At 39.8% G+C, this 25,654-nt stretch carries 15 protein-coding genes; 5 read left to right on the top strand and 10 right to left on the bottom strand.

Going from position 1 to position 25,654, the window contains the following annotated elements; translation table 11 throughout:
• Positions 1-76 precede the first annotated feature (76 nt).
• Positions 77-5,014 carry a hypothetical protein gene (locus VB693_RS14640; protein ID WP_323266896.1) on the bottom strand — a complete coding sequence of 1,646 codons (4,938 nt, stop codon included), beginning with the start codon at positions 5,012-5,014 and terminating at the stop codon, positions 77-79.
• Between the two features lie 45 nt (positions 5,015-5,059).
• Between VB693_RS14640 and VB693_RS14635 the strand changes: the two genes are divergently transcribed.
• Positions 5,060-5,590 (top strand): hypothetical protein, encoded by a 531-nt coding sequence (locus VB693_RS14635; RefSeq protein WP_323266895.1) that lies wholly within the window; start codon positions 5,060-5,062, stop codon positions 5,588-5,590.
• Here VB693_RS14635 and VB693_RS14630 read toward each other — a convergent pair.
• Positions 5,553-5,723, bottom strand: coding sequence for a hypothetical protein (locus VB693_RS14630; RefSeq protein ID WP_323266894.1), 171 nt, complete (start codon positions 5,721-5,723; stop codon positions 5,553-5,555). The genes VB693_RS14635 and VB693_RS14630 overlap by 38 nt on opposite strands.
• 502 nt (positions 5,724-6,225) lie before the next feature.
• On the opposite strand from VB693_RS14630, the gene VB693_RS14625 reads away from it, so the two are divergent.
• The gene (locus VB693_RS14625) at positions 6,226-6,828 is read left to right on the top strand and encodes a DUF1819 family protein (protein ID WP_323266893.1); all 603 of its coding nucleotides are present in this window, start codon (positions 6,226-6,228) and stop codon (positions 6,826-6,828) included.
• Here the strand turns inward: VB693_RS14625 and brxL are convergent.
• The 7 genes from brxL to VB693_RS14590 form a co-directional block, all read right to left on the bottom strand.
• Positions 6,825-8,843 (bottom strand): protease Lon-related BREX system protein BrxL, encoded by a 2,019-nt coding sequence (brxL, locus tag VB693_RS14620; RefSeq protein WP_323266892.1) that lies wholly within the window; start codon positions 8,841-8,843, stop codon positions 6,825-6,827. The genes VB693_RS14625 and brxL overlap by 4 nt on opposite strands.
• Before the next feature lie 66 nt (positions 8,844-8,909).
• Positions 8,910-11,498 carry a BREX-1 system phosphatase PglZ type A gene (gene pglZ / locus VB693_RS14615; protein WP_323266891.1) on the bottom strand — a complete coding sequence of 863 codons (2,589 nt, stop codon included), beginning with the start codon at positions 11,496-11,498 and terminating at the stop codon, positions 8,910-8,912.
• A gap of 62 nt (positions 11,499-11,560) precedes the next feature.
• The gene (locus VB693_RS14610; protein ID WP_323266890.1) at positions 11,561-13,456 is read right to left on the bottom strand and encodes an ATP-binding protein; all 1,896 of its coding nucleotides are present in this window, start codon (positions 13,454-13,456) and stop codon (positions 11,561-11,563) included.
• A 125-nt stretch (positions 13,457-13,581) separates the two neighbouring features.
• Positions 13,582-17,226, bottom strand: a complete 3,645-nt coding sequence (pglX, locus tag VB693_RS14605; protein WP_323266889.1) for a BREX-1 system adenine-specific DNA-methyltransferase PglX — start codon at positions 17,224-17,226, stop codon at positions 13,582-13,584.
• A gap of 49 nt (positions 17,227-17,275) precedes the next feature.
• Positions 17,276-20,824 (bottom strand): BREX system P-loop protein BrxC, encoded by a 3,549-nt coding sequence (brxC, locus tag VB693_RS14600; RefSeq protein ID WP_323266888.1) that lies wholly within the window; start codon positions 20,822-20,824, stop codon positions 17,276-17,278.
• On the bottom strand, positions 20,811-21,413 hold the full coding sequence (locus VB693_RS14595) for a DUF1788 domain-containing protein (protein WP_323266887.1): 603 nt from the start codon (positions 21,411-21,413) through the stop codon (positions 20,811-20,813). Before VB693_RS14595 ends, brxC begins: the two co-directional genes overlap by 14 nt.
• 141 nt (positions 21,414-21,554) lie before the next feature.
• Entirely contained in the window at positions 21,555-22,016 is a 462-nt protein-coding gene (locus tag VB693_RS14590) for a hypothetical protein (protein WP_323266886.1), read from the bottom strand.
• Between the two features lie 188 nt (positions 22,017-22,204).
• Here VB693_RS14590 and VB693_RS14585 point away from each other — a divergent pair, with 188 nt between their 5' ends.
• From VB693_RS14585 to VB693_RS14575, 3 genes are read left to right on the top strand one after another with little or no spacing between them, the layout of a single operon-like run.
• Positions 22,205-22,417, top strand: coding sequence for a DNA-binding domain-containing protein (locus tag VB693_RS14585; RefSeq protein ID WP_323266885.1), 213 nt, complete (start codon positions 22,205-22,207; stop codon positions 22,415-22,417).
• 24 nt (positions 22,418-22,441) lie between these two features.
• A complete protein-coding gene (locus VB693_RS14580; protein WP_323266884.1) occupies positions 22,442-22,831 on the top strand; it encodes a hypothetical protein in 390 nt (129 codons plus the stop codon).
• Between the two features lie 7 nt (positions 22,832-22,838).
• Positions 22,839-24,590: a caspase family protein gene (locus VB693_RS14575; RefSeq protein ID WP_323266883.1), complete on the top strand. Its 1,752-nt coding sequence runs from the start codon at positions 22,839-22,841 to the stop codon at positions 24,588-24,590.
• A gap of 19 nt (positions 24,591-24,609) precedes the next feature.
• Here the strand turns inward: VB693_RS14575 and VB693_RS14570 are convergent, their stop codons facing one another.
• Positions 24,610-25,644, bottom strand: coding sequence for a hypothetical protein (locus VB693_RS14570; RefSeq protein ID WP_323266882.1), 1,035 nt, complete (start codon positions 25,642-25,644; stop codon positions 24,610-24,612).
• Positions 25,645-25,654: the final 10 nt, after the last annotated feature.

Raw genomic sequence — 25,654 nt, 5'->3', positions numbered from 1 at the left:
CCCACTGATAACTCCGGGGGCTTTACCAAAAAATTAGCAAAATTGGTATAGGGTTTGAATGACACATTAAACTTTTTTATCGGTGAAATTCCCGATTTCTCTCTCTGAATTGGGCTTGGTTTTTATCTATTTGAGTATTAGCATCCTCGAAAACCTGCAAAATTTCTGGGGTTACTTTATTGGTCTGTACCTTCCCTAATTGCACGCTCAAAATCACCTCCCCATCTTTTTGAGCGATGAGCTGCGCCCCACTGTAGGTGATCGCTAAATCCTTAGTCTGGGGATTGAACGCCAGATCATATATTTTCCCCCGCACACAAGTAAAACCATCCTCTCCAGGTTGCCCCAAAACGTCACCTATTCTCTGAGCAATTTTGGTCAGCCGACTAATCGACTGATATTCCTCTGTATCTTTTTCCATTGCCGTCAATGCTTCGGGTGATAATTGCCTCCCAGATTTATACCGATTGGCAACTTCCACAATCCTTTGTTTATATGCTTCTGGTTTCCCTAATTTATCCGCAGCACTGTACCACTCTCGCAGGTGGTCAACAGTCACAACGAACGCAGGTGATGAAAAGCGTGCGCTGTGAGCCTGCTGCTTTTCTTCTAGCTTATAACCAGTTGCTACCTCTGCCATCGCCACATCTTTTTGAATATGCTGGGTGACAACTAGAGTTTGTTCATTACTGGTCTGATTCTTTTTCAGTGGCTGTGGTGGTTTGAGATACTTCGGTCGGTCAGGCAGAGATCGCACTTTCTCCTGATACTCAAGCTGAGACTCAATCACCTGACCAAACTTAAAAGTCATCGCCTGACAGACAGATTCAGGAATGGATGAATTCACCACATTGAAAACCGCAAGCCCTTTTTTAGTTTCCAGAGGGACATCTTCTGCTGGCACTGGAGAGATCGCTATATTCTTTTCGGTCAACCATTTTGTTACAGTTTCGACTTTATGGTTGTCCACCACCAGTTGTATTAGTCCCAGCAATTTATCTTCTGGGGTAGCGTACAAAATTGTGGGTCGCTCTTTGATTTTGTACAAAATGGGTGCAGCATCCGCAAATTGTTGCTGTTGTTGCTGCTGCAATTTATTCAACTGTTGACCAAAAACCTGACTAAAACAATTCGCAATTCGCAATTCGCAGTTCGCAATTGTTTTTAACTGCGAATTGCGAACTGCGTTAGCGTAGCGGGGCGCAGCCCATTGCGAATTGGGTTGACTTTCTTTTGTCCATACTTCGGGATATTCAACTGTTTGGGGGTCAACTTTCATCACCGTGATCGTAAAATTGCTTTGCAGCGTCGCCTCTACTGCGGTCATTTTCCCTTCTTTGAGTACACCCAATTCTCTGAGTGCTTCCTTGTACTTGTTTTCATGCAATACTCCTAACGGTTCGCCATTCAAAAATACTGCATCTCTGGTTTTTGAGGGTGGTACTTCTAAAGTGAGTTTCCGATAATCTTTATCGTTGAATGTTTCACCTTTATAATCATAAAAGTGAATTTTATTGATTCTTAATAAATTGTCATTGGGTGAAGTAGCGATCACAAATCCATGCTCACTACCGGAAATCGTTTTTAGCTTCAGTGTTAATTGTTTGCCATCTTTAAGACTATTGAATGCTTCTAGTTGTTTAATTGAGTTAGCTTCCAATTCTCCCACAGTTTTACCATCTAACTTCATCTTGACTACTGTACTTTTAACTTTTTTCTTCCCAATTTCCAAAGTCACTGGTTCGGCGTGAAAAGACTGCCCCGCATAAGAAAACTTGCTCAGTTCTCTGATATTAAACTCTACTGGTTCTCGCCCTGGTAGCGAAATGGTGGCGTTAGCTGTTGCAGCTTCTGCCGGTATGAAGTTAACTTGTGCTTTTGTCCCGATGGGTAATTGTCCTCGTTCTCGGCTCAGAGCAGCATATTCCTTGTAGTCGCCATCGCTATCCTGCACGAACACTAATCTTGAACCGTAACGGTCATGTTCTGGTGGATGATGGGATGCTCTAATTTCAATGGGGTATTTCTCCTCTTTATTCCATACTTTCTCTTTGAAATTATTCGCTTCATTACCCAGTGTCCCTAATCTCAACTCAGTAAATTGCAATTGCTCCAGCCGGGAGACAATTTCATCCCCAAATGCTGCAAATACAAAGTTGGGTATTTTCTTCTGTGCTTTTGCTGGTGATTCTTTGTTCTCTAGTTCGTCTTGTCTAGCTGCACCAACACTCCACGCTGCTGCTGCCGCCGATAATCTCTCTTGTTCTGGTATACTTTCTCGAAATGCTTCTGCAAGTTGGTACGCCTGCCCAAACATTAATTTGGTCTGTCCCTGGCTCAGTTCTGGCTTTAAGTCAACCAAAGTGGTGTTATTAGCAGACATCCCTGGTTTGAGGTTATATTGCTCCACCGACTCCACAGAGACTGTCCCCAACTTCCGGTATGCGGATTTTCCCTCTTCTAGTTCCCCATTAATTTGCGCTACAGCCATTAATGTATGTGGACGTTCTTTGGTTTGGTATTTTTCTGGTATCGCTTCTAGTTTCAGGTTTATGCTCTGCGCTTGCCAAATACCAGGGTGTCCATAGCGAGTAAGATTGGTGATTTCGATTTGCGCTCCTTGACTCGTTTGGATAACAGCACTGGGGCCTCTTTCTATTTCCCGTCGCCTTTCCATTGTCACCGCCGCATTGAACAGTTGATCAAACTCGTATTTGGCTGCTATCGCTGCGAACTTTTGCTGCGGTGTAAATTCCACTCCCTTAAATAAATCCTGGAACTGAATTATGGGACGTGATTCTAACTGTGATTCCTGAAAATATTTATTCGTTTGATTAATTAATAATTCTACTGGTGAATATCCTGAAGTTGTGATACCGGAATTTAAATAAGCAGTTCGGGATTTTTTATCTTTTATATAATTAACATCTCTATATAAATAGCGTTGATTTTCCCTGATTAAATCCATTTCAGGTTTTTTAGCACTCTTAAATAAATCTACCGCTATCTGATTTTGATAACATCCCTCCTCAATCATTTGGCGATACATTTTACGGTTAACATCCATCGCCTGTTGGATAATTTCGGGAGTTCTCGCTTCTTGGGCTAGAGCGATAAACGCTTGCATATATGGTCTATATTCTGCCCTAATTGGTTTTGCTTTCTGATAATTTTCAGCCTCAAATAAACCTTGGTAATGATTGGCAACTTGGTCTAAGTATTCTGATTTCTGCTCAAGTGTTCCATAAGTTTTTAATATCTCAATTTCTGACTCTAAGGCCTCCAGTGCGGTAACTTGATTATTAATTACCCCGACACTGATACTATCGCTCATGTGGATAGCGATTTCTTCAAATGGTGGTTGTGTGCCATCGGGTAGATAAAATGATTGTTTTTTGAGCTTAACAGTAGGAGCATAAGCGTTTTCTGGCTGGTTTCTATACTCTGCTTCGGCTGTGAAGTTGGGGTATTTGCTTGCTGGTGCTACACCAATACAGTCGCCATCAAAGTCTCTCCCCTGGCGTTCTGATTCGGTTTCTAATGGTGCTATTTCTTCAGTTTCAAGTCTTGCTAATATGCGCTTGTGGTCTTCATCATTTACTACGATAATGCCTTCTAAGTTCTTTCCATCTGGGGCTAATCTATCTTCAACTAGCTTATTAGTAGAGACACACAAACCATTGGAGTTGAGGAAGGGAGAACGGAAGTTTAGCACCTTTTCACCATCATTCATCCAAGGAACACAGATTTCACCATTTTTCAGTTCTTTGGACGGAATAATCATCCCCCTATCAAAAGTGAGAGTTCTACCAATGGCAATATCTCTCCATTCATTTTGAACAAATCTACTCAGTTCTTTTCTAACTTTCTCGGTTTCTAAAAGCTGATTATGTCCGCTAATCAAATCAGCTTTGATGAGTTTATACATCAATAAATCATCTTTTTGGGATTGCTCATACCCATCGTTTATTTCAAATTCTTCATCAGTTTCATTCCAAGTGAGTAATTCTAACTGTTTAACAAGTGAGACATCAAAAACTTCCAAAGTAATTTGTTGTTCTAAAGATGTTTTTTGTGACTCGGTAAAAGCTTTACGTTTCTCGTACTTCTCACAGTAAAGTTGAGCTACTTTTCTGGGGTCATCTTGATTATCGGCTAATTTTTGAGCCTGCGCCTCTAGTTCCTCAGCGAAGTCCTTAATCCCTTGGGGGAATGATGCTAACAGTTGAGATATTGCTGTAAGACCTTTCTCCGATTGATACTTTTCTCCTAGCCAGATTTTTTGCTGGTATAATCCTGGTTTTATTTGGGGTTTGCTTGCTCCACCAGGGCGATCCTTGTCTGTTCCTTTGAAACTTGATAGGGGAAGTATTAAATCTATTTTGGGTGTACCTTTACGCCAAGTTAATTTTTCTAAATCATGAGGGCGTAGAGTTCCTTTCCCAAATCGATATTGTTTATCTTCTCCATCAGTTTCCGCCCAACCAAAACGATGCTGAATCACTCGATAGTTTCTATCTGGTTGTTCTTCCCGCTTAGTTAACTTATCATAAACATCCTTTGCAATTTGTCCATAACAATCTCCTACTAATTTAAAAGCATCTTTGTTTTTCAGTAATCCTCCATTTTCTCCGGTAGAATCATCTACAACTAAAATATTCAACTCTTCATGAATTGAATCTTTACAAGCACCTAAAAAAATAGAGCCGTAAGCACCTCTGTCTTTTCTATCTGGACATAATTTATCAATTTCTAGTAAACATTCTGGAGAACCATAAAGTAGCCTTGTTTTTGAAGACAGTAACAGAATATTTCCATCAGGATGATTTTTTAAATCTTCTGCTTTACTATACTCATCAATATGACCAAAAGAAAATTCTCTGCCTGGGAAGTAAAATTCTAATAGGGTATTGTCTAGTTTTTCAGTTAAAATTGAATTAGGATTTTTCTGATCGCCATCAGTATGAATCCATTGATTTAACCTAGTGTCAAAATGTTTAAATTCTAAAGTCATATATTATATCTTTATTTCAGGTTCGACATTTTTTGGGAGTTCAATATGCCTAGACTAAAGCGTTGGTTAAATATGTATAAAAAGAAAGTCAATCAAAATGGTGATCTTCACGAAGAGTACATTCAAGAATTACGCTCTGATGGTTTTGATGAAGATTATATCGTTGAATATGCTCTGAAATTTAAGAAGGAGTATGAACAGCTACAAGACTTAGACGCAACCGACCCCGAACCGTGGCCTGTGTACACCGCCTACGATTTCTTCACGGATGAAGAAAAGCGGCAGTTTAACCCTGATGGCTCTCTCAAGCCAGAATATAGAGAATCCGAACTGGCACGAGGAACTAGTGAAAACTGGTTAGATGAGATGGAAAGACGTAAAAAGCTTGATGTTGATAACTATAATGCAGTGTCCGCCAGATACGCTCAACAAGGGATTAACTTTGGTGAGCAAGAAATGAATAGACTACTTGCTTCTAAACGCACATATCTAGAACGCCGCAAGCAGATGGAAATCGACTTGCGAAACTGTGAAGAGCCTAGTAGTCTGCCTTTTGACAAGGACACATCGTTTTAGCTAGGGGGGTCAATCCACGCGATCGCACTTCTGACTTGCTGGCACTATTGGCGATCGCAGATAAACAAATTTTTCTTGTGCGAAAACCTTGATTGAGTTGCATCAGAGATTTTTCAATTGCGAAGAAAGTCATAAGCTACATTCTCATGGAAACTGAACATTTACTCAACTTCCACAAAGTTTAGATGCCCTTTTTTGAAAATGCTAGCTACTCTGGTACTGAAAAAACTGGTACGTAAGTAGCTAGAAAAACTGGCAAATGTATGTTATTGTTCCCAGTTTAAATTTTCGCACATTGTCCACCTTGTCCTAAACATTGACCTAGAGCGCGATCGCTCACAGCTACCAATCTCTGAGTTTGGGTATTCTCGTACTTCACCAACAGCGTCCGATCCAAACCCTATCTCCGTTTCCGTTATACTGCCAGAGGATTTGGAGCAATATCCGAAGGTCAAGAAAAATCCTTCTGAACAGCTACGGCAGATGATTGCTGAAGTCCGTCTCCAAGGAACGAGCTTCAGCTTCCCAAGAAGATTGATGGTGAATTTTCTCCAGGCGATTGCAACCAGCAACCTAACACTACTTGTCCAATAAGCGTTAGGATTTCAGTTGCAGAAAATTTTTTAGCTTCCACTATGACCGAAACCGTCTATGCTGCTTGTACTAGCTACCCTTTTGTTCTAACCGAGACTGTAACGGTTGCAGAATTAATGTACAAAGGTGCGACTCAGGAAGATATTCGGCAGCAGGTTTTGATAGAGGACTTATTTCAACTGCGTTCCCAAGTTTCTCGTGAACGGGCCTTGCAAGCTATACTTAAGCGTCTTCAGCAAGTACCAGAGGAGTACATTCAATTAATTGCGACTGGCAACTATGACACTCGCCGACTGACAATCTTGTTCCTAGTTCTGCGAGAACATCGTCTACTACGGGAACTCATCTCTGAAGTCTTGCTCGACAAAATTAAACGTTTTAATTATGTTGTGACTTCGGCCGACTTGCGAACCTTTTTTGCAGGGAAGCGAGATCAAAGCTCAATTTTGGCAGCTTGGTCTAGCTCTACTTATAAAAAAGTTGCCAGCAACACGGTACTTGTGATGGTAAAGGCGGGTTTACTACAACCCACATCACCACGAGGTAATTATGAGATTCGCGCTGTTCCTGTGCCATCTCCCCTACGTCAACAACTTCTCGCTGATGGGCTAGGTCATTACCTGACTCTGATGCTAGACATTTAATCAACTGCTAACGCTTTAAATACTGCATCTACTGGGTCAACGTAAAACGATGTTTGAAATTTAGCAAACAACTCTGGTGGAACACTGGCTAAATCAACCGCACTTGCCATTGGTAGAAGGATACGTTTTGCTCCTGCATCAAAAGCTACCTGTAGGCTACCTGCTAAGTTACTCACTGGGGTAACTGTGCCACCCAAGGTCATTTCACCAAAGATAGCTAATTGTATTTGTACACTGCGTTTGAGAGCAGCAGAACACAAAGATATGAACAATGCTAATCCACTTTCTTGGGGTACACCAGTGCCTTGTAAGTCTAATAATTGTAGTAAAAAATCCCAATTGCTTGGGTGGATGCTACTGCTAACCCGTTGAGCGTTAGCCTTAAAGTAATTCATGGCAATGTTTAAACTGTCTTTGATTTTTGTAGCACTGGCCACGCCTGTACGTGTCAGCTTGCCACTACCTGGAACTGCTTGCAGTTCCAATTTGAAAGCACCAATGATACCGCTATCCCCACTACTGATAAAGTGCAAGTGACCCGGAGTGAGAATATCTTGGCTAATTAGAGTTGACCCCCCCTGTTCTGGCACGGAAACAAAATGCTCATCCATTGTTTCCAAGTCAATGTAGCTGAAGTGAACATCGTAAAATTCCATCCCACCAATTTTCTTGAGCTGTTCCTTCACCCGTCGGCGCACTCGCAGCGCATATACCAGAGCATCACGTACATCTTCTTTACTAAACGAACCATCAGGGAAAAGTAATTTGAGTAATCCTGAGACAGTTTTACGTACTGCTTGTACATCCCGTTGTTTAAGGTTATTACCCAAGCGAAAGTAGCGGTCAATAGCATCAGCAAAACTGCGTTTCCGCATTTCCCGCAGCCATTCTGCTAAATAATCAACAATAAAACCATATTGATTGGTAAAATTTCCTGGGCTGAATTTGGGAATTTCCCAACCAGGGATGTAGGCGTGAAAGCGGTCAAAAAAGGCAGTATCAATCATGGCTTCAGGAAAGGGAGCTAATAAGTGAGAAGTTTTGACTAAAGATTCCACGCTTTGATCAATATTACCCACAAAAACCATAGAGGCATTAGCGGTAATTTCTGCTTTACCCCGTGCAAAAGAACCTGAAGCCATGTAGTCTTTCATGATTTGCACACCATCATTGTCATGAAAGCTGATACCTGCTACTTCATCAAAGGCAACTACATCAAATAAACCCACCAATCCAACGCGACGGGTAGACATATTGTAGAAAAGATTGGCTACTGTGGTTTTACCACCAGAAACGAGGATAGTGTTGGGAGAAACTTCTTTATAAACGTGGGATTTACCTGTGGAACGTGGCCCAAGTTCACAGCAGTTATAATTATTCTCGCAAAGAGGTATTAAGCGAGCTAGTAGATGCCATTTTACTTCTTCGCTAACTATTGTTGGTTCTAGCCCTGTTGACCGAATCAAAAGGTCAATCCATTCATTACGGGTAAAAGCTGGACGACTTGTAAATATTTCATCCATGTCCACATTCGGCATTTGAATGGGTTTGAGACTGGCCACAATAAAGGGGCTAGGTTTTGTGCCTGCTTCGTACTCCATCTGCAAAATACACCAAATCCCACTACCCAGGAGTTTGGAATTTAGCTTGACGATTTCTGGGTCAATTAGTATACCCTTAATACCCAGATTTGTTAGCTCACCTTGGTAAATATCATTTTTTTCGTTGAGTGTTACTGTTACTTGGTCAATGATTGTGAAACGTCCTAATTCCCTAATTTTAGATTTGACTAGCTCTGCTTCATCGGGACGAACATAATTTTGAGCGAGGATATTTTTGACACGAGTAACACCTTCCTCAATAGTGGTTTCGTCATCCGTGGCACAGTACATACCCAATAGATACTCCAGCACATAAACGGGTACATTTGCACCTTCTTTAATGCGTTTTGTCAGGTCTTTCCGTACTACCTTTCCAGGGTAAATACTGTTTAGCTTTTTGTTGAGGTCATCCATTGGGGGTAAGAGGGGAGAGGAAGAAGGATTAAAGGGGGATTAAGTAAATATTTTGGTATTGAATTATCAAAAATCGCCAAAGTCATTGGCAATCCCTAAGCTAATTGTCCATGTTTCTCGCAGCAATTCGCTTTCGTCATCTGCATCTTTGACAATTAAATAGGCGTTACTGGGGGGACTAGCAGTGGTTACAGTTAATCTTAAGCTAACTTCTCGATCGCTCGGATGAGGGCTTGTACTGGTTAAATTCGCTCTAGGTACATCTGTAATCGGGGTGTTGGTTTGAGGGTCATACAGGGCAACTGTAATTTGACGCGATCGCCATCTGCCCTCTACAGCTTCAGTTTGTACTAATGTTAATTTAAAGCGATTGTTTGTCACTCTTCGCACGGTAGCACTCACCTGTACCCCCACTTTTCGGGCTAGTCCTTCATCTCCTTTGACTGCCCGTTGGTGATGGTAACTAATTACAGGTACACAAATTTCTTGCAGGGATGCACCACCATGTACAAATTGTGACCCTGCACCCTGCACAGCAAAACGTAATGTCCCACGGGGGACTATGGCCAACAGATTTTCTGTGACGTAAGGTAAGCTGAAATGCAGTAGTGTGGAATCACTTACTTGGTTTGTTGCTAATAAGTAGCGGCGTTTACTTTCCAATACAGCTTCATCGCTGGGTATGGGTCGTTTATCTGCTTCTTGAATGGGATGACGTTGATATAAAAAACCATGATCTGCGGTAATGATCACGTTTGTACCATTGAGGGAATTGCAGATTCTTTTGACTAATTTCAGCAATTCTTTAATTGCAGTGTCGCAAGCAGAAAATACTTGGCGTTCACTGGATGCTTGATCTCCAATGGCATCAATGACGTTGTGATAAATGTAGATTAGACGATAAGGTTGTACTGCTGCTCTTCCTGCGTCTGTATTCATATCGAGCAAGTCCTTAGCACTGAGTACCGTTGCCTCAGCACGACTATTTTGGCTGAGTACCTTTTGTCTCGCTCCTGTGCCTTTGGTACTCATACCATCCAGCAGTACATCATCATTAGCTGGTGTTAATTCTAACTTTGACCCTGGTAAAAGTGCTGCCATTCCCAAGCGGGTAACACTCGGTAAAACACCCAAAACGGGTTCTAAGTTAGTGTCACCCCGTACTTCTTTTTTAATTACTGCTGCTAGTTCGCTGGCCACTTCATAGCGCAAAGCATCAGAAATAATCACAAAGGCTTTTTCTTTGTCGCTCCGGTCTAAAATTGGTAATACATATCTACCAAAGAATCTATGTTGTGGTGGAATGTCTGCCACTTCCCAAGTGTTCCCTAGAACATCTGACCAAGCTGAACCTAATTCATCTAAAAACCATTGGGTGTAGAAATTTTCTATATCTTCGATTAATGCTTTGAGGATATCGCCTTGAGCTTGATCACTGGCAAGGATAAAATGGCGATATGCTTGGTCAAATTGGTATAAATCGCTGGCGTAAGCTTTAAATAAAACTGGGGCAGGTTGGCGAAATCCTGCTAAATACTGCTGTTGTAACTCCCAAATTGCGATCGCAGCTTCTAATGCTTGGTAAATTTTCTCATAATTAGGAAACCAAATCAAAGTATAACGAGCTTTTAGCCAGTCTTTCCACTGTGTTATTTCTACTGTTGGTGTTCCTGTTCCGGGAATGGAAATTTGAGAAAAACCAGTTCGCAGCGTTTTCACACAAGCGCGAATTAATACCTGATCAACAACTTCAAAACTGGATGCTTCATATAAAACTGCTGGTGATTCATTTTCAATTACATCAAATATATGTAATTGATCTGCTATTTCACCGCTTAATTTTTGCCAATCAGGGGAATCTTGTTGGTCACGCATCCACTGGTCAATAAAAGCATAAGCCCGTTGCCCTGGAGTGATAACTTTGTCTGCTAACTGTGCTGGAAGCTCACCATGCAAGGACTTAGCAAAATGGGTAACGAGCAAATGGACAAATAATTTATTTAAACTGGGGTTTGGGGAAGCAAAACCTGTGTGTTCTTGAACCACATCCCAGAAAGCTTCCGGGGAAATAAACCGTACAATGTCAGACCATAGAGGATTATCAGATTCTAATAATCCTTTTAATAGTACCCGGCGGATCAAGGCACTAGCATCGGGGACTTTTAAACTGGCGAGAACAGAAAGCATGGCTAAAAGTAATCCCCGTTCGTCACTGTCGGGAGAAATAGCCATTGCTTGCAGGTCTTCAACCCGCTTTTTACTGTTAAAGAATTTTAAGTGTTGACGAATGACTTTTTCTAAATGCCGCTTATGTAATCCTAAATCGGCATAAATCAAAGCGGCTGGGTCAGCAGAGAAGGTTAACCCGCTTTTTTGGATATCTAGAAGCCAATTTTCTTGGGGTTCTGGTTCAGGAAAGGGAGCATAAAGCAGAAAATTTTGATTGGGGTACTCGATCAGTAAGCGATATTTGACTGTGAAGGGAGTATCAGCAAGTTCGAGCTTTTCGACTTCTTCTATTTGTATTTCGCTGAAGATGCTGGCAAATTGCTGGTCGGGGTCGTACCAAAACACTATCCGCCTTTGTGAGTGTAGCCAACGGGCGGAATCTTGGAAGAGGTTTTGGAGTGTGTTTTGGATACGGTTGGTGTTCATTCAAGTAATTAAATCAGTAGTCAAAAAATCTAAGGGTAAATAAACTGCCTCAAAAATTACAATTACTCATTATCTTCTTCATTAATTTCGCCATCATTCTCCTCTGTTTCTACCATTACTGGTAAATTTGTAGGAGCAGGTTTAGATTCTTTAGAACGTAACTGTTCTAAGATATTTTTTATTTCTTCAGGAATATCGTTAGGCTCAAGACATTCAAGAATAGCACTTCGTGATAACTTAAGTTTCAAGTCACTATTTATCCAATTTAAAAGAGCTTTTAAGGCTTCTTTGCCCATACCAACAATTAATAGATTATCTATATCAGTCAACGTTTCATAACTATCTAATATTTTTTTTGATGCACTTTCTACTTCGTTAAAACTACGGCAATATGGTTCTATTTCTAATAGTTTAGATATTTTGGAAATACTATTTTCCATTGTTTTATTATAATTGTAACCTCTCAGCCTAATAGTATCTCTTAGCAGTTCTCTAATTTTTCCTTGTATAAATGATATATCTGGAATTTCTTTATCTTGATTTTTTATTTTTAATGCTTTATTTATTAATGTGGAATTAAGGAGATAGTTTTCAATTTCATGCCTTTGTAACTGATGAAGAATAACATTTTTCTTGCAAGCATATTCTGCGAGATAATTACGCCACTCTGGGTTAATTCCATCTCCATCTAAGATAAAATGTATCTCAATTTCCCGCCCAACAAACTCACTTAAAATTTTATTCATTTGAAAAGGAGTTTTATCATCTTTCCCTCTACCTTTGGAGACGGGCACGGTGTTTGCTCCTGAAAAACATCCTGTATTTATGATTTTATCAAATGCTTCAATAATATCTGTTTTGTAGTCTTCAATAAATACTATTTTACCGCTAATTACTGATTTACCTAAATCATAGGTCGTTAAATCATAGTTATCAATACGAGCTAAGATTTGTTCTTCTACATCATTTGAGTTAGCCAAAGGTTTGTTTTGTCTTTCTTTTGCTGAAATAGGAATTACCTCTGATGGATCAGCAGCTCTAATAATTGAAGTAGAATGTGTTGAAATTATTATTTGAATTCCAAGTTCCTTTTGTATGTCACGTAATGTATTGGCTAAAGAGGCTTGTAAGTTAGGGTGTAGATGTGCATCAGGTTCATCAAGTAATACGACTGAAGCTTGCTCAGGACAAAAACGATAAATGGGTGCAAGTATTTGTAGAACTTGCATAAAACCGCTACCCGACGAGTTAAAATCTAGTGCTATTCTTTGTGATGCACACAAATCGCTATAGTATGCAGATATATTCAGGTCTCGATTTGGATCAAAAGAAATATCATCTAAATAAAAATTAAAGTCTCTTTTTAATCTCTCTTTAAGACTGTTAAATTTTTCAGGTGATTGTACTTTAGTATCAAGTAACAAATTTCTAATAATTGCACTGACTTGACCAGAGCGAAGTCTATCTTGTATTGCTACAGGGAAGACACGTTCTTCCAATGATAACAGCCCAACAAATCCAGAAATAAATAATGGTGGTTTTAAATGTAACTCTGGATTATTATTGAGGTCTAATTCTCCAGAGGTACACTTAATATTAAATGCTCCATATAAAGACCTAATTTGTAATTTATAAATGTTATTTTTTGTATCAACAAGTTCTATATTGGCAGAAATTTTAGAGCCAGATTTTTTTGCGTAAAAAATTTCTCGATAATCTGAAAAATTTAATCCAGGTAAAGATGCTAAACCTACTCCTTTATCCTTGATTCTTAAGAAATTACTATTGTCTACATATATAAATTGATGAATAAAAAAACTACTTAATGCTAAATTCACAGCTTGTAAAACTGTTGTTTTACCTGAACTGTTTTCACCCATTAATACCGTAAATGGACGAAGATAAACTTCTAAGTCCTCAAATTTTTTGAATTTTTGAATATTAATTCTGTCTAGCATTTTTAGATGTTTTTATTAAGTGAACTAAATTGATAACTTGATTAAAATTGCCTAATTGTCTAATTTTTTATTGAATGTCTTTGATTTATGCTTTAGGCATCAAAGGTTTAGAACAAAGTAATGCACTATTGGTTAGCTAGTTTCAATAAGTCCTGTTTCCACTGCGAAGCTTTCTCTAAATCTGCCATTTTTAAATCTGCACCTTCATAAACCAACCCCTTAAAGCGGGTGTAGTTGTATGCTACTCCATCATCAAGGTCAAGTTTAATACGCGCATCCGCTAGATGTTGCAGTTTGGCTTGGTAGTCACGCAGTTCTAATTGTTGGTCTTGCAGTTCTTTGAGGCGTTTATTGGCAGCTTTTTTGGCGGTGGTGGAGGTGGCGGTGTCTAGTTGTTGTTGCGCTCTGGCTATTTCTCCATCAAGTTTTACTTGTAACTCTAATACATAATCTGTACGGAGACGAGCAAGGGTGTCTTCATTGTAGCGGTGCAGGTAGACTAATGCGCCAAAGGCTCGTTTTTTACCACTGGTGAATAACCAGTAAATGGGGCGTTTTTTGTAGGTTTGGATGTGGTCAGATATGAACTCTTGCAGGAAGTAGCGGCGGATGCGTTCTAGGGGGCTTTCGCCGTTTTTGAGGATGAGGGCGTTGGCGATAAAGTTGAGGTTTTCGGTGAGGGTGTCGGGACTGTAAGCGACTCGCAGAAATTCCACGAACCGGGTAACGATGTCGTGATCAAAGTATGCTTGGTCTGTAATGGGAATTATGGCATCACTGCTGGCGGGGAATGATTGGTGTAGCCCAGGGTCAAAGGGTTGTCCGGCGTGGATGAGTCCGGGTTTGTCTAGGCTATAGCGTCCCATGATACAGCCGACAGCGTAGGAGATGAGGGAACGAATATCTCTGTTTAAGTCGGCGCGGCGGATGGTAATTTGGTCGTCGGGTACTTCTGGGTTGAGTTCGTCTTGTAAACCGTAGGTTTCTATCCAGTAGCGGTTATTTTCTTCTTCTAGGGTTTGGAGTGCGCGGAAGGCCGTTTCTGCTTGGTTTTTCCAAATGTCGAAAGCTTCGCTGAGGTGTTTGGTGTTGTGGCGTAATAATGGGTGGGTTTGGAAGTCCCAGGAGGTTTCAAAGTTATCCCAGTCTTGGCGGGAGATTTGAATTAGATTATTTAAAATTGTTTCTAAAATTTTTCCTTTTGTTAAGTCACTGTAAAGTAGTGGTAGTTTTTTTAAATCCCCAACTTGAGTATTTAATGTAGGATTTAAACAACTTAGGTAAATATAACTAATTTTTGAATTGAGAAAAGTTAGGCATATTGGTAGATTTTTAACTTCTGGAAAAGCACTAGAACCACCCACATCAAAAATAAATCCAGTTGGCATAAATCTACAACTAAATATACCTGAAGTTATTAGTCCCCAAGTTATACCTTTTTTAAAATAAAGGCTTTCACTTCTTGCAACATTAGGATTTTTGTTTTTTATGTATTCTTTAATCTCTTGTCCATCAGCAAACCAATTAACTACAAATTCATTATTTCCGTACCAACGCCTAAATTCGCCCCCTTTATTATAAGGAAACCACTTTTGACAAGATTCTAAAGCTATGGCTCTATTTTCTGCATAAAAATTAATATTTATAACTTGAACTTCGTGCCAAAATCTGACAAATCTATCATTGTTAGTGGTTCCCAAACCTTGACGCGGAGTAGCAATTATTTCTAAAAAAATACCTTTTTGGAAACCTTCTCTAACCTTACCGCTAACCCAGTATGCGATCGGACTCCCTGGAATCTTTACAAAATCAGCAGGTTTAGTATAATAATCGCTGTTATTGAAAAATCTTTGCTCTAATTCTTCATTACTAGCTACACTTCCTTGTTTATCGAATAATCTTTTAAATACACCTAATCCATTATAATCAACCTTGTTACGAATAATAAATGAACAACTACCAAAATCTGAACCAAAAACACCCCGGCCATTATGAACTAAACTTTCTAAAAATGTTGTTTCTAAAATTGATTTACGTAGTTCTTCAAAACCTGATAAAAACATCCAATTAGGTATTGTTAGCATTGCAATTGATCCATGATCAATGCAAAATTCAATATTTCTAATAATATAACAAGCGTATAAATCTCCCTTACCATTTTGATAATTTTTATTAACGAAATTTTTAACTACATCATTAAAAGAACCACTTCCCATATAAGGCGGATTAGCTACCACAACCCAATACTTGTTTCTCAATAGTTCAGCTTGAGAAATTAAATGATATAAAGGAATAATACTTTCTTTAAAAATAGGACTGCTGATTTCTAAATCATCTAATTGCTTCTTCAACTTCTCAGCATCAAAATTTGGAGGAGTAATCAAACTTCCCAAATTATCCGCATCCTGAAAAGCCTCAATTAACGGTTGCCAATCTTCAGGATTTAATTCTGCAACCGATGGTAAAACCTGCCCACGAGTAGAACGCACAGCCATAATATTTAAAGCCGGAGGTTTCCGCAAAATACGAGAATTAACTGCCCTTGCTTTCATCAAAACTGCAAAACTCGCCAACTGTGCTGCACGTTCATCAATATCTAACCCATACAAATTATGAGTTAAAATCAGTGCCGGAATATCTCTTTCTAAATAACCTTGTTCCTTATAAATTTCCAACAATAAATCAAAGGCATATACTAAAATATGTCCACTACCACAAGCTGGGTCAATTACCGTTAATTCTTGCGGAGTTAGGGGAGGATGTAGGGAGGAATTATTTACTCTTATTTTCTCTGCTTGTTGGAGAAGATTAAGAAGAGGTTCTTTGGTTGTTTCCTCTACAGGGGAGATAGAGTTAGAGAGAGGTTCTGAATTTTCTAAAAAATAGGGCATTTTTTCCCGCAATTTTGATTCCGGGTGAGACTCCAACCACAACCGCCCTAAGCTATTCTCTACCATATACTGGACAATCCAACGCGGGGTAAATAATTGCGTTGCGGCGGGTATATCTTTAGCTTCTACTTTGGATTTTGCACCAATTACTTCATCTTTACGTTCAGAAATATAAAACTGATACAACCAACCAACTACTTCAATATCTTGCCAATCTTCTTCAGCAATTTCCTTCACCAATCGTCGCACAATTGAATCTTGATTGAGTATATTTCCTGGTAAGAATAAAGCTTGGTAATTTTTACGTTTGTCAAACAAAACTGGAATACCTGCGGCTAAACCTTCACATTGAGCTAACAACAACCGCCGATAAAGATACTCATCGGGGTTAGGTTCTCGACTGGCAAAATTACGCCACTGGCTGAGAGTTTCTAAATTCAATCCTGGTAATTCTTCCATCTCCGCAATAGAGTAAGCATCCCGCAAAATATCAGGGTCTACTAAATTGGGGTCGCTACTACTCAAAACCCGCCCAATATACCCGTTTACTTCCATAAATCGCAATGCGGCTAAACGGTTAAACCAGGTATAGGCAATTTCATCAATTAACAAATCTACCGCTTTCGTCAGTTTTTCTGCTGGAGTTTTGGCGTTTTCTTGTTGTTGCAATAAATCATCTAAATGTAATCTCAATTGTTGATATTGGTTTGCTTCTGTAGTGTTGAGTGTTTGTCCTGCGACTAATAAACCCCCAGAAACAGTTTGCGGTTCTGTAATTTTTTTCTGAGTGATACCAAATTGAGCAGCACGGGCTGTTACTTGTTCTCTCAGGTAGCGACGCGCCCAAATTGCGAAGTTTTTAATAGCAGTGCGGTTCATAATCTCACAGGTAAATGATAAAGCTGAGGTACAGAAGCAAAGGTGATGATTATTCGAGACGGACGCGGTTATTTTGTTGAATCTTGTCTAGTAACTCTTTCCGCAATGCTTCGACATAAGCATCAACGTCTTCAGGAGTTTCTAGCACTAATTTCGCGGTAACTCTTGCTACCTGTACCGAAACAATGGGTTTAGTTTTGACTACTGGTGTCGGGTTATCACCTGGCGTTTGTAACTGACTTTGAACAATCTGCTCTGCTTGCTGGTCTACCTTTGTCAGCAAGGGTGTGAGCATTTTTTCTAACTCTGCTTGATGTGCGATCGCAGAATCGATACTTGCTACTTGAGAACCTGAATTAACAACCTGCTCAAGTTCCTGTGTAATACTACTGAGGTCTAACTTCTCAGCAACTTCTGGATGAGCAGAGGTAACATATTCGGCTACCTTTTCCCGCACTTCCTTACTCTTAGTCTGTACCTGATAGATTTGTTGACTCAAAACCTCCTGTACTTTGTCTTGCACAGGTTTAAGCAGTATTGCTAATTCAGGAATCTTGGCTGTGGGGTCAGGCATTGCTAAAATTTGTTTAACTGACTCCACCCGCTTGAGTAATTCCAGGTCTGTAATGTGGCGCAGTTCTGGTTCTAAATTCCTCAAGTCCTGTCGCGCTTGTTGAAATAATTTAATCTGTACAGTAAAGAAAGATTGCAGCTTTTGTACATCCTCAATATGTTCTTCTATTTCATCTCGTTTAGCACGAACACTACCAAAAAATTCGGCTGCACTGTCTTTAGTTACCAGTTCTCCCAACAAATCCAAATTAGTCTGTAATAATTGCACAAAAGGCAATCCATTTTGAGCTTGAGTTAACCATACTTCTAGTTGTTGACTGCGTTCTGATAAAGTTTTTTTGTAACTATCAAATAATAGTTGAGGGTCACTAGATATATTTCCATTCAGTAACTCATTAGCTAAGTCTTTAGCTATTTTTAAGCTTGCTGGGTCAATAACATCAGCCAACCGCACGGTATATGTGTCTAAACCTTGACGAGAACGTAATATTTTAACTAAGTCTTTTTCTCGGAGATTGACATTACTTTGTGCGTGTCGCAATTCGACTACACTTTTATTAGCTAATTCTGCCATTACTCCTAAAGTATCCAGTTCTGACCATCCGTAAGGACGACCAGCAAATTTATTGATTAATGCTCTGATAGTAACTTGGCGATGAACACGAGATTCTTCCTGTAACCAAGTTCGCATTTCACTATGAGCAGCTGCATTAGGTGGTTGTTGAGTAATTGTTTGTTCTTCGCTATCACGAGTTAAGGCAATAGTGACTTGTTCTTCTGTTTCAAACCCACTAGCAACATAACCCAATTTTTGATAAACGTTATTGACTAAATAGGTTAATCCTTCTATTAACAAGTTTTTCGCATCACGGTTACGAATTTCAACTTTACTACCATAAGCAAATACATCAGCACCTGCAATTAAATTTTCTAAGGTAGTTTTTATATCTTCACGCCGCTTGTTATTCTCATCTCCCCGTGCTATTAAAATTCTTTGGATACTGGGAGTAAGATTACTACTATTTTTTAGACGCAAATATTCATCTGTTTTAACTAAGGTGTTGAGGTCGTCAAGCAAGCGTTGGTCATCACGTAATCTCACTAATACCTCATAACCTGCTCCCGTAGTCCCCAGACAAAAATTATCATCCTGCATTGCAGCATAACTTTCTGCATAGGGGGTAATAATATGCAGAGTCAGATCGTTTGTTTGCTGTCCAAAGGTTTGTTCATCTAGCTTGCGATTAAATGAATACCTATGACGTTGACTATATTTTAGTTCTTTGTCAGTAAAAATTGAATTCCAAACCAATGTTTGCAGTTCTTTGAGAACTTTACTAGCATCAACTTGCGTATTTTTAATTTCTCTACCAATGTCTTGTTCTTCATGGGTGAGGAAAATATATTCATCACCGTTGCGCTGAATTAAAGTTTGTCTTTCTAAACGTCCTAATGCTGCTTCTACTTGCTGTCTTAATGCTAGTTTATCCTGGTCAATGTGACTTAAACTTAAAGTCGTCAAGTTATCCAAGTTTGACCTGATTTCTTTGATATACTTGACCATAAATAGTGTTTTTAACAGGTCAATATCAAAAGTCTGTAATTGTGGGTTACGTGTAGCCTGATTAATAACTTGGCTGATGGCAGTATCTAAAAATCCTTCAATTGCCATATAAAAGGTGTGGAAGGGAACTAGCACACCTAAAGACTGTCCGGCGACTGCTTGGGAAGCCACTTGAAAAGCATCGAGTAAAGAACGTTCTCCTGATGCTAAATGTTTACCCGAAGAACCCATGAGGCGAATTTGAGTAAACACTTTTTGTAACAAGTTAAACTGATAGGGAACAAAGGGATAAGCCGCAGTAAAATCTGGCATACTGCTATATCCCGGCATATCAGCACTATCTTGAGTAAAGGTAATTTGGTTTTTCAGGATAGCAACTTTTTGGTTATATAAAACTTCTAGTCCTGTTTGTGAAGCATCAGTTTTACCCAACAACCGCAATTTAATTACCTCGTCAGTATTAGCAGAAGATAAATTTAAAGGACGGTAAAAACGCCCAATAATTTTAGAAAAGTCTTCGCCTTTAATCTTGTTTTTGGTAATCTCATCCATTGCTTCTTGGGATGTCACCACTACCCAAGCTTTACCCTGGCAGTGAGTACCCAAATCTTCCACTACTGTCTGAAGATTTAACATTAACTTGCTATCTTCACCTATATACTGTCCAACTTCATCCACCATAAAAATTAAGCGGTGTTGGGGACTTTTGCTGTCTAAATATTGCTTAACTGTCTTAGCGAATTTCTCTGGACTCAAGGTGTAATTTTGTTCATTTAGGTCTAATAGGCGGCTTGCTGCTTCTGCACTCATTCCTGTGCTAGTTTGTAAAGCAGTGGCGATCTCATCCTGATAAAAGCCCCAAGCATCGCGGTTTTCTTCCCATACCAACCCGCTTTCAGCTAGAAAGGCATCTTTAAAAGCTTGATATTTACCTTGTTTATCTAACTGGCGTTCAAATTCTGCGATCGCTGGGACTGTACCAAAATATCCCAAATGCTCATCAAAGACTTTTTGAAAGACCTTGGTAATGCTTTCTTTATCGTTTTTATTATTGGCATCTGCCTTGGAATCAATATTGAAAAGAATGACATCACAAGAACTTTGTGCTGCTTTAGTGATTTTTGCCAGTAATAACGGGTCAGGAATACGTTGAGCGTCAAAATAGTCTAAAGCACAGCTACTTCCCAAATGGCGATTTTCTAACAGATAAGAAAGAATTTTCAAGAAGTGGGACTTACCAGATCCAAAAAAACCAGAAATCCACACGCCCATTTTATCAGTAGGATTACTGAGGGCATCAGTAAAGCGTTCAAAAAAAGTAGAAAAATGTTTATCTAGTTCACGAGTAACAACATACTCCTCCAACTCCTGACGAATATTCACATCGTCCTGCTGCCCTACTTTGATGACACCATTGATGTTCCGGTTAATATTTTTTTGAAATAGTTCAGCAATATTCATAAACAGGACTGTTGTGAGGAATTAAGGGGAAGGCACGATAGTAGTTATCGTCTTTAAAAGTGTTAAATAGGTGTAGTTCATGCCCGTCGTAGGAACCGGGAAAGAACATCACCAACGGAATTTTGTCGAGGATAGGGTGTAGGTTATTCAAAATAGTGTGCGACCTTAAAAGCGGCCAACTTGCACCAACTCCGGTCATTAACACTAACTGTTCATTACCCTGTAACTGGTTCTGGATATGGGCAATAACTTGGTCAGGTCGGACAAGTGGTGCAATAGTTTTGGCTAAGGCTGCATTCCCTTTATTTGCCTCCAAATCAAAAGCCTTTTCGAGTAACCGCCGTTCTGCCAAAATGTCAAGGATAGTTTTGTAAAGATTGATTTCCAGCACAATAAGCTGGCAAGGTGGACTCATCAATTGCGACTTCAAACGCTCAACATACTGCTGTACCAGTGGTTCATATTCAGCATCGTAATCAAAAATATAAAACCCAATCTCGTTTCCAATGCCACGGTTACTTAGTAGCCGTGCGTCTTGTAACTTTGGCAGCAGTGCGTCAAGGCGTTGATTTATCGTCAATGCAGGCATTAGTTTAACCGCTACATTTTTCAATACAGATACTAATAAAAGTAGCTTTTATAACAAAAAAATAATATTGTTTGATAGCCTATTTCACTACTTTATTTAGTTATTTATCTGATTTTTACTAGCTGGCAATATAGATACTATTTAAAACAATCTATAAATGATACATATCATTTCGCATTTATACTGTAATAAGTATCGCTGTGTCAAGGCTTTGATTAGTAACACTGAATAAATTTTGCCTTCACACCCTTGAGAATTGATAGTAAAAAGTTGCTGCCAATTGCGGTGAGCTTTGCTTACGGTCCACTCGACTATTTCAAAATTTTTGCAGACACAAAACCCTACTCCCCCATCGGATGCCGCCGCATCATCTCCCACCACTGCCACAGCCTCCCCATCCGGCGTATACACAACCTCCCCCAACATCGCAATCACAATCCTTTGCCGCCTCACCCACTCGAAACAAGTAATCACCCGAGACTTAGCCTGCTGTGCTTCCGGCTTTCTGCCCTCCTTACAAGCAACGACGAATACAGCCTCCGGTGACTTAATGCCTTTCCAAGTCCGCAGTGCTTCTTTGAGGTAAGCGATCGCACCCGGCACACTCTCCCAGTATCACCTGACTGTGCGCTGAATCTCTGCATTAAGTTGCAATTGCGGAGTGCAGGGTATTTCCCGTAACTGTTGCAATACAAGCTAAATTAAGAATTTCTGCGCTTTATTGCATATTTAGGTGAGATTACGCAATAATCGTAATGCAAAGTCATGCTTGTATGAGGTAATCACTTGTAATGGTCAAGCCTCAAATTGTTGTTCGACTGCCACCGGATCTGCTAGAAAAACTAAACAAGTATGCCCAACAATCAGGTACATCCAAAACTGATGTGGTGATTGGTGCTTTGGCTCAGTATTTGGAATGTGCTGAAGCATTGTCACTCAATCAAAAGATAGCCCAACTGGAAACAAGAGTAGCAACGGTAGAAGCGTTGGTGAAAATCAGTTAAATCAAAAGTATATACAAAAAAATTATGACAGCAGAAACTCCTACACCAAAAACAATCTGGATTATTACAGAAGAAACAGAAGCAGCAATAAGTCATGAAACAGTGACGAGAGGCTCAAGAAGTAGCCGAGACATAGGCGGAAGGTTGGGCGCAGAAATTACAGAAACAACGGAAGTGGTAATTACCAGACGAAAATCTGTAGAAGTAGGAAAGCTGAAACAGGAAATGCAAGGATTTCTGCAAGCGATGAGAGAAATGTTGGATGAAGCTGACCAGCCTGATTCAAAAATACAGCTAGATGAAATTGAACTGTCCGTAGAAATCAATGGCGAAGGGCAAATCAGCCTGTTTGGAATTGGCGGAGGTAAAGCAGGCGGGAAAGGTGCAATGACCTTTAAATTCAAACGGAAGTAGCACTGATATGGGTAAGAATTGGGCAATTGTAGTCGGGATAAACAATTACGATAACCTCCAGCCACTCAAGTATGCCAAACGAGATGCTGAGGCAATGCAGGCGTGGTTCAAAGAAGAGGCACTGTTTGACCAAGTTTTTCTGTTTACAGAAGATTCTCCACAGATTCCAACCAATCCGCCAATTTCAACCCAGCCAACTCAAGGGCGTTTCAAGCGATTTTTAAATGCACAGTTTGAAGAACCATTGTTGAAGCCAGAAGATAATTTGTGGTTTTTCTTTGCAGGTCATGGTAAACGTTTCATAGACCAAGACTATCTCATGTTTTTGGATAGCGATCCGACAGACTATACAACAGCTATATCTGTTGATTATGTAACGCAAAGGTTACGCAGGTGTGGAGCAGATAATGTAGTTTTGTTGATAGATGCTTGTCGAGATGAGGGTGATCGCTCTGGCTTAGGCATGGGGATGCAGGAACATAAAGGAGTGATTACCTTTTACTCTTGCACTGCCAATCAGAAATCTTGGGAGATAGATGAATTACAACATGGTTCGTTTACATACAGCTTACTAGAAGGACTACGGCTAAAAGGTGAGGCTAATTGTGCGACAGTAGAACGGTTAGAACACTACTTACGTTACCGTGTACCGCAACTTACTACTTATTACAAAAAATCTCAACAAAATCCGTGTTTGAAAGCGGAGCCGCCTTACAAAATGTATTATATTTTACTAGAGCAAGGAGCCAGAGTAAAAGATATAGAGCCGTTGAAATACCAAGCATTGCTGGCTGAAACTGAGGGAGATTTATTATTATCAAAACAATTGTGGGTCAGAGTTTTAGCTGTATCTCGTGGTGATTGGGATGCTGTTGAGGCTATTGAAAGAATTGCCATACGTCAGAGAGAAAGTCCTGATCCGATAATCAAAACTCTACCTTCAATTCCTGCAAGCGGAGGTAGGTCAACCGATAAATCACCCATGAATAACCAAGCAGAACATGAGCAGAATTTAACTCATTATCATCAGAAAGAACAAGCAATAATAACGCAGCAACAGGGAATTAATAGAAAACAACTAGAAGAATGGCAGAATCAACTAATTCAATCTCAGCATCTCAATCTTGCTCAAAAATTTAGAAATCATATATTACAAATAAATGAAAAATATTTCATTGAGTATCTAATAAAACGTCCTAATTATCGAATATTTAAAGATATTTTAGCAGGAGTATCATTGGTCACACTTGTAGTTTTAAGTGGCATAAATGCTTTTTTTCTGACATTACTTATTCAAGCTACTCAATTGGCAGAGAGGAATATGTGGAAGGACGCAGTGATAAAAGCTGCTAAAATTCCTTCATATACCCTTTTAACAAATAAGTCACATCAATTAATAGATCAATGGTCAATAAAATTGTTGCAGCAAGCAACTGAAAAGTATAGCAAAGAGGGCAAACTAAAGGAAGCTATAGGGATGATTGATGTTATTCCAATTAGCAGCACCAGTAGTAGAGAATCTCAATCCCGAATCAAGCAGTGGAATAAAGAGTACCAAATTAATCTTAATGCTAAGAATGCAGCAACAACTGCAATTAAAGAAAAACGGTGGCAAGATGCAATTAATGCGGCAAACAAGGTGACAACACCCTATTGGGAGAACCAAGTAGCTTGGATTTTAGAGGAGGCACATCGTCAGATAACAGAAATACAAAGCACCTCAGATAATAATCGTGAGCCAATACGATCTCTTTGGTAGTGTGTAGTAATCGGAAACGCTACTCCACCACCGGAAACCGACGCATCATCTCCACCAACGCCACCGCATCACCATCCGGCGTGTACACAACCTCACCCGACATAGCAATCACAATTCTCTCCTTCCTCGCCCACTCAAACCATTCTTTTACAGCAGATTGAACCTGTGCGGATTCCGGCTTTCTCCCGTCCTTACACGCGGCAACAAATACTGCCTCTGGAGATTTAATCCCCTTCCAATTCCGTAACGCTTCTTTGAGATAGGCGATCGCCTCCGGCACATTTTCCCAGTACCGCTTGACTGTACGCTGAATCTCTGAGTTTAGCCGAAACTGCGGGGTACAGGGGATTTCTCGTAACTGCTGCAATACTAACTGTACCTCCTGCTGACTCGGCTGTACTGACTTTTCTTGTAGTTCGGTGTAATCATCATCACCAGAGTCTCCTGATTGAAAATTTGACGCAACCTCGGCGGCGGAAGAATGACCCTCATGAGTATCTATCTCGCTAGTCGAGTCAACTAGTTCTGGTTCATCAACGTAGTGAGTGGTCTGGGGTAACTCTGATTCCTGGTCACATTCCAAAATCTCGGTTTTCACTTCCTCACTTTTTTCAAGCTCAACAGCAGAGTGTTGTTGTGGCTTTGAAGCTTTAGGATGGTTTCTGTGGTATTGTTCTGCATTGAATCTGCAATGTTCAGTTTTGCCTCTCCCAAGTTCAAGTAACTTATTCAGTACATCAAAGTTTAATTTATACTGCCATGTTCTATCTTGACCATTACCAGGATTTTTCTGCTTTTCGATAATACCCATTTCCTCCAGCCGAGCGATCGCACTTCGGATGACATGAAGACTATGCTCACCCATCAGATCAGCGTGAATCCGCTTGAGTGGTTGGTAAATCCAGGGAGTACGATGATTTAAGAGCTTCCACTTTGTCCAATGGTGGAAATACTCAATTAATTTGGCAGCGCAGAAGTTACCTGTAATATCAAGATATTCCCGGCGTAAGATAACCAGAACTGAAAATTTGCCAGTAGAGGCAATGCTACTCATATTCCACCTT

Source organism: Anabaena sp. UHCC 0399, from assembly GCF_034931465.1.
In the GTDB taxonomy this organism is placed as follows: domain Bacteria; phylum Cyanobacteriota; class Cyanobacteriia; order Cyanobacteriales; family Nostocaceae; genus Trichormus; species Trichormus minutissimus.
This window is presented reverse-complemented; position numbering and strand designations above follow the sequence as displayed.

Bases quoted from the DNA above. Each gene is read 5' to 3' on its own strand.
- pglX (WP_323266889.1), bottom strand. From the start codon at position 17,226: ATGAACCGCACTGCTATTAAAAACTTCGCAATTTGGGCGCGTCGCTAC.
- VB693_RS14585 (WP_323266885.1), top strand. From the start codon at position 22,205: ATGGTCAAGCCTCAAATTGTTGTTCGACTGCCACCGGATCTGCTAGAA.
- VB693_RS14625 (WP_323266893.1), top strand. From the start codon at position 6,226: ATGACCGAAACCGTCTATGCTGCTTGTACTAGCTACCCTTTTGTTCTA.
- VB693_RS14570 (WP_323266882.1), bottom strand. From the start codon at position 25,644: ATGAGTAGCATTGCCTCTACTGGCAAATTTTCAGTTCTGGTTATCTTA.
- brxC (WP_323266888.1), bottom strand. From the start codon at position 20,824: ATGAATATTGCTGAACTATTTCAAAAAAATATTAACCGGAACATCAAT.
- VB693_RS14640 (WP_323266896.1), bottom strand. From the start codon at position 5,014: ATGACTTTAGAATTTAAACATTTTGACACTAGGTTAAATCAATGGATT.
- VB693_RS14635 (WP_323266895.1), top strand. From the start codon at position 5,060: ATGCCTAGACTAAAGCGTTGGTTAAATATGTATAAAAAGAAAGTCAAT.
- VB693_RS14580 (WP_323266884.1), top strand. From the start codon at position 22,442: ATGACAGCAGAAACTCCTACACCAAAAACAATCTGGATTATTACAGAA.
- VB693_RS14595 (WP_323266887.1), bottom strand. From the start codon at position 21,413: ATGCCTGCATTGACGATAAATCAACGCCTTGACGCACTGCTGCCAAAG.
- VB693_RS14575 (WP_323266883.1), top strand. From the start codon at position 22,839: ATGGGTAAGAATTGGGCAATTGTAGTCGGGATAAACAATTACGATAAC.
- VB693_RS14630 (WP_323266894.1), bottom strand. From the start codon at position 5,723: ATGACTTTCTTCGCAATTGAAAAATCTCTGATGCAACTCAATCAAGGT.
- brxL (WP_323266892.1), bottom strand. From the start codon at position 8,843: ATGGATGACCTCAACAAAAAGCTAAACAGTATTTACCCTGGAAAGGTA.
- pglZ (WP_323266891.1), bottom strand. From the start codon at position 11,498: ATGAACACCAACCGTATCCAAAACACACTCCAAAACCTCTTCCAAGAT.
- VB693_RS14610 (WP_323266890.1), bottom strand. From the start codon at position 13,456: ATGCTAGACAGAATTAATATTCAAAAATTCAAAAAATTTGAGGACTTA.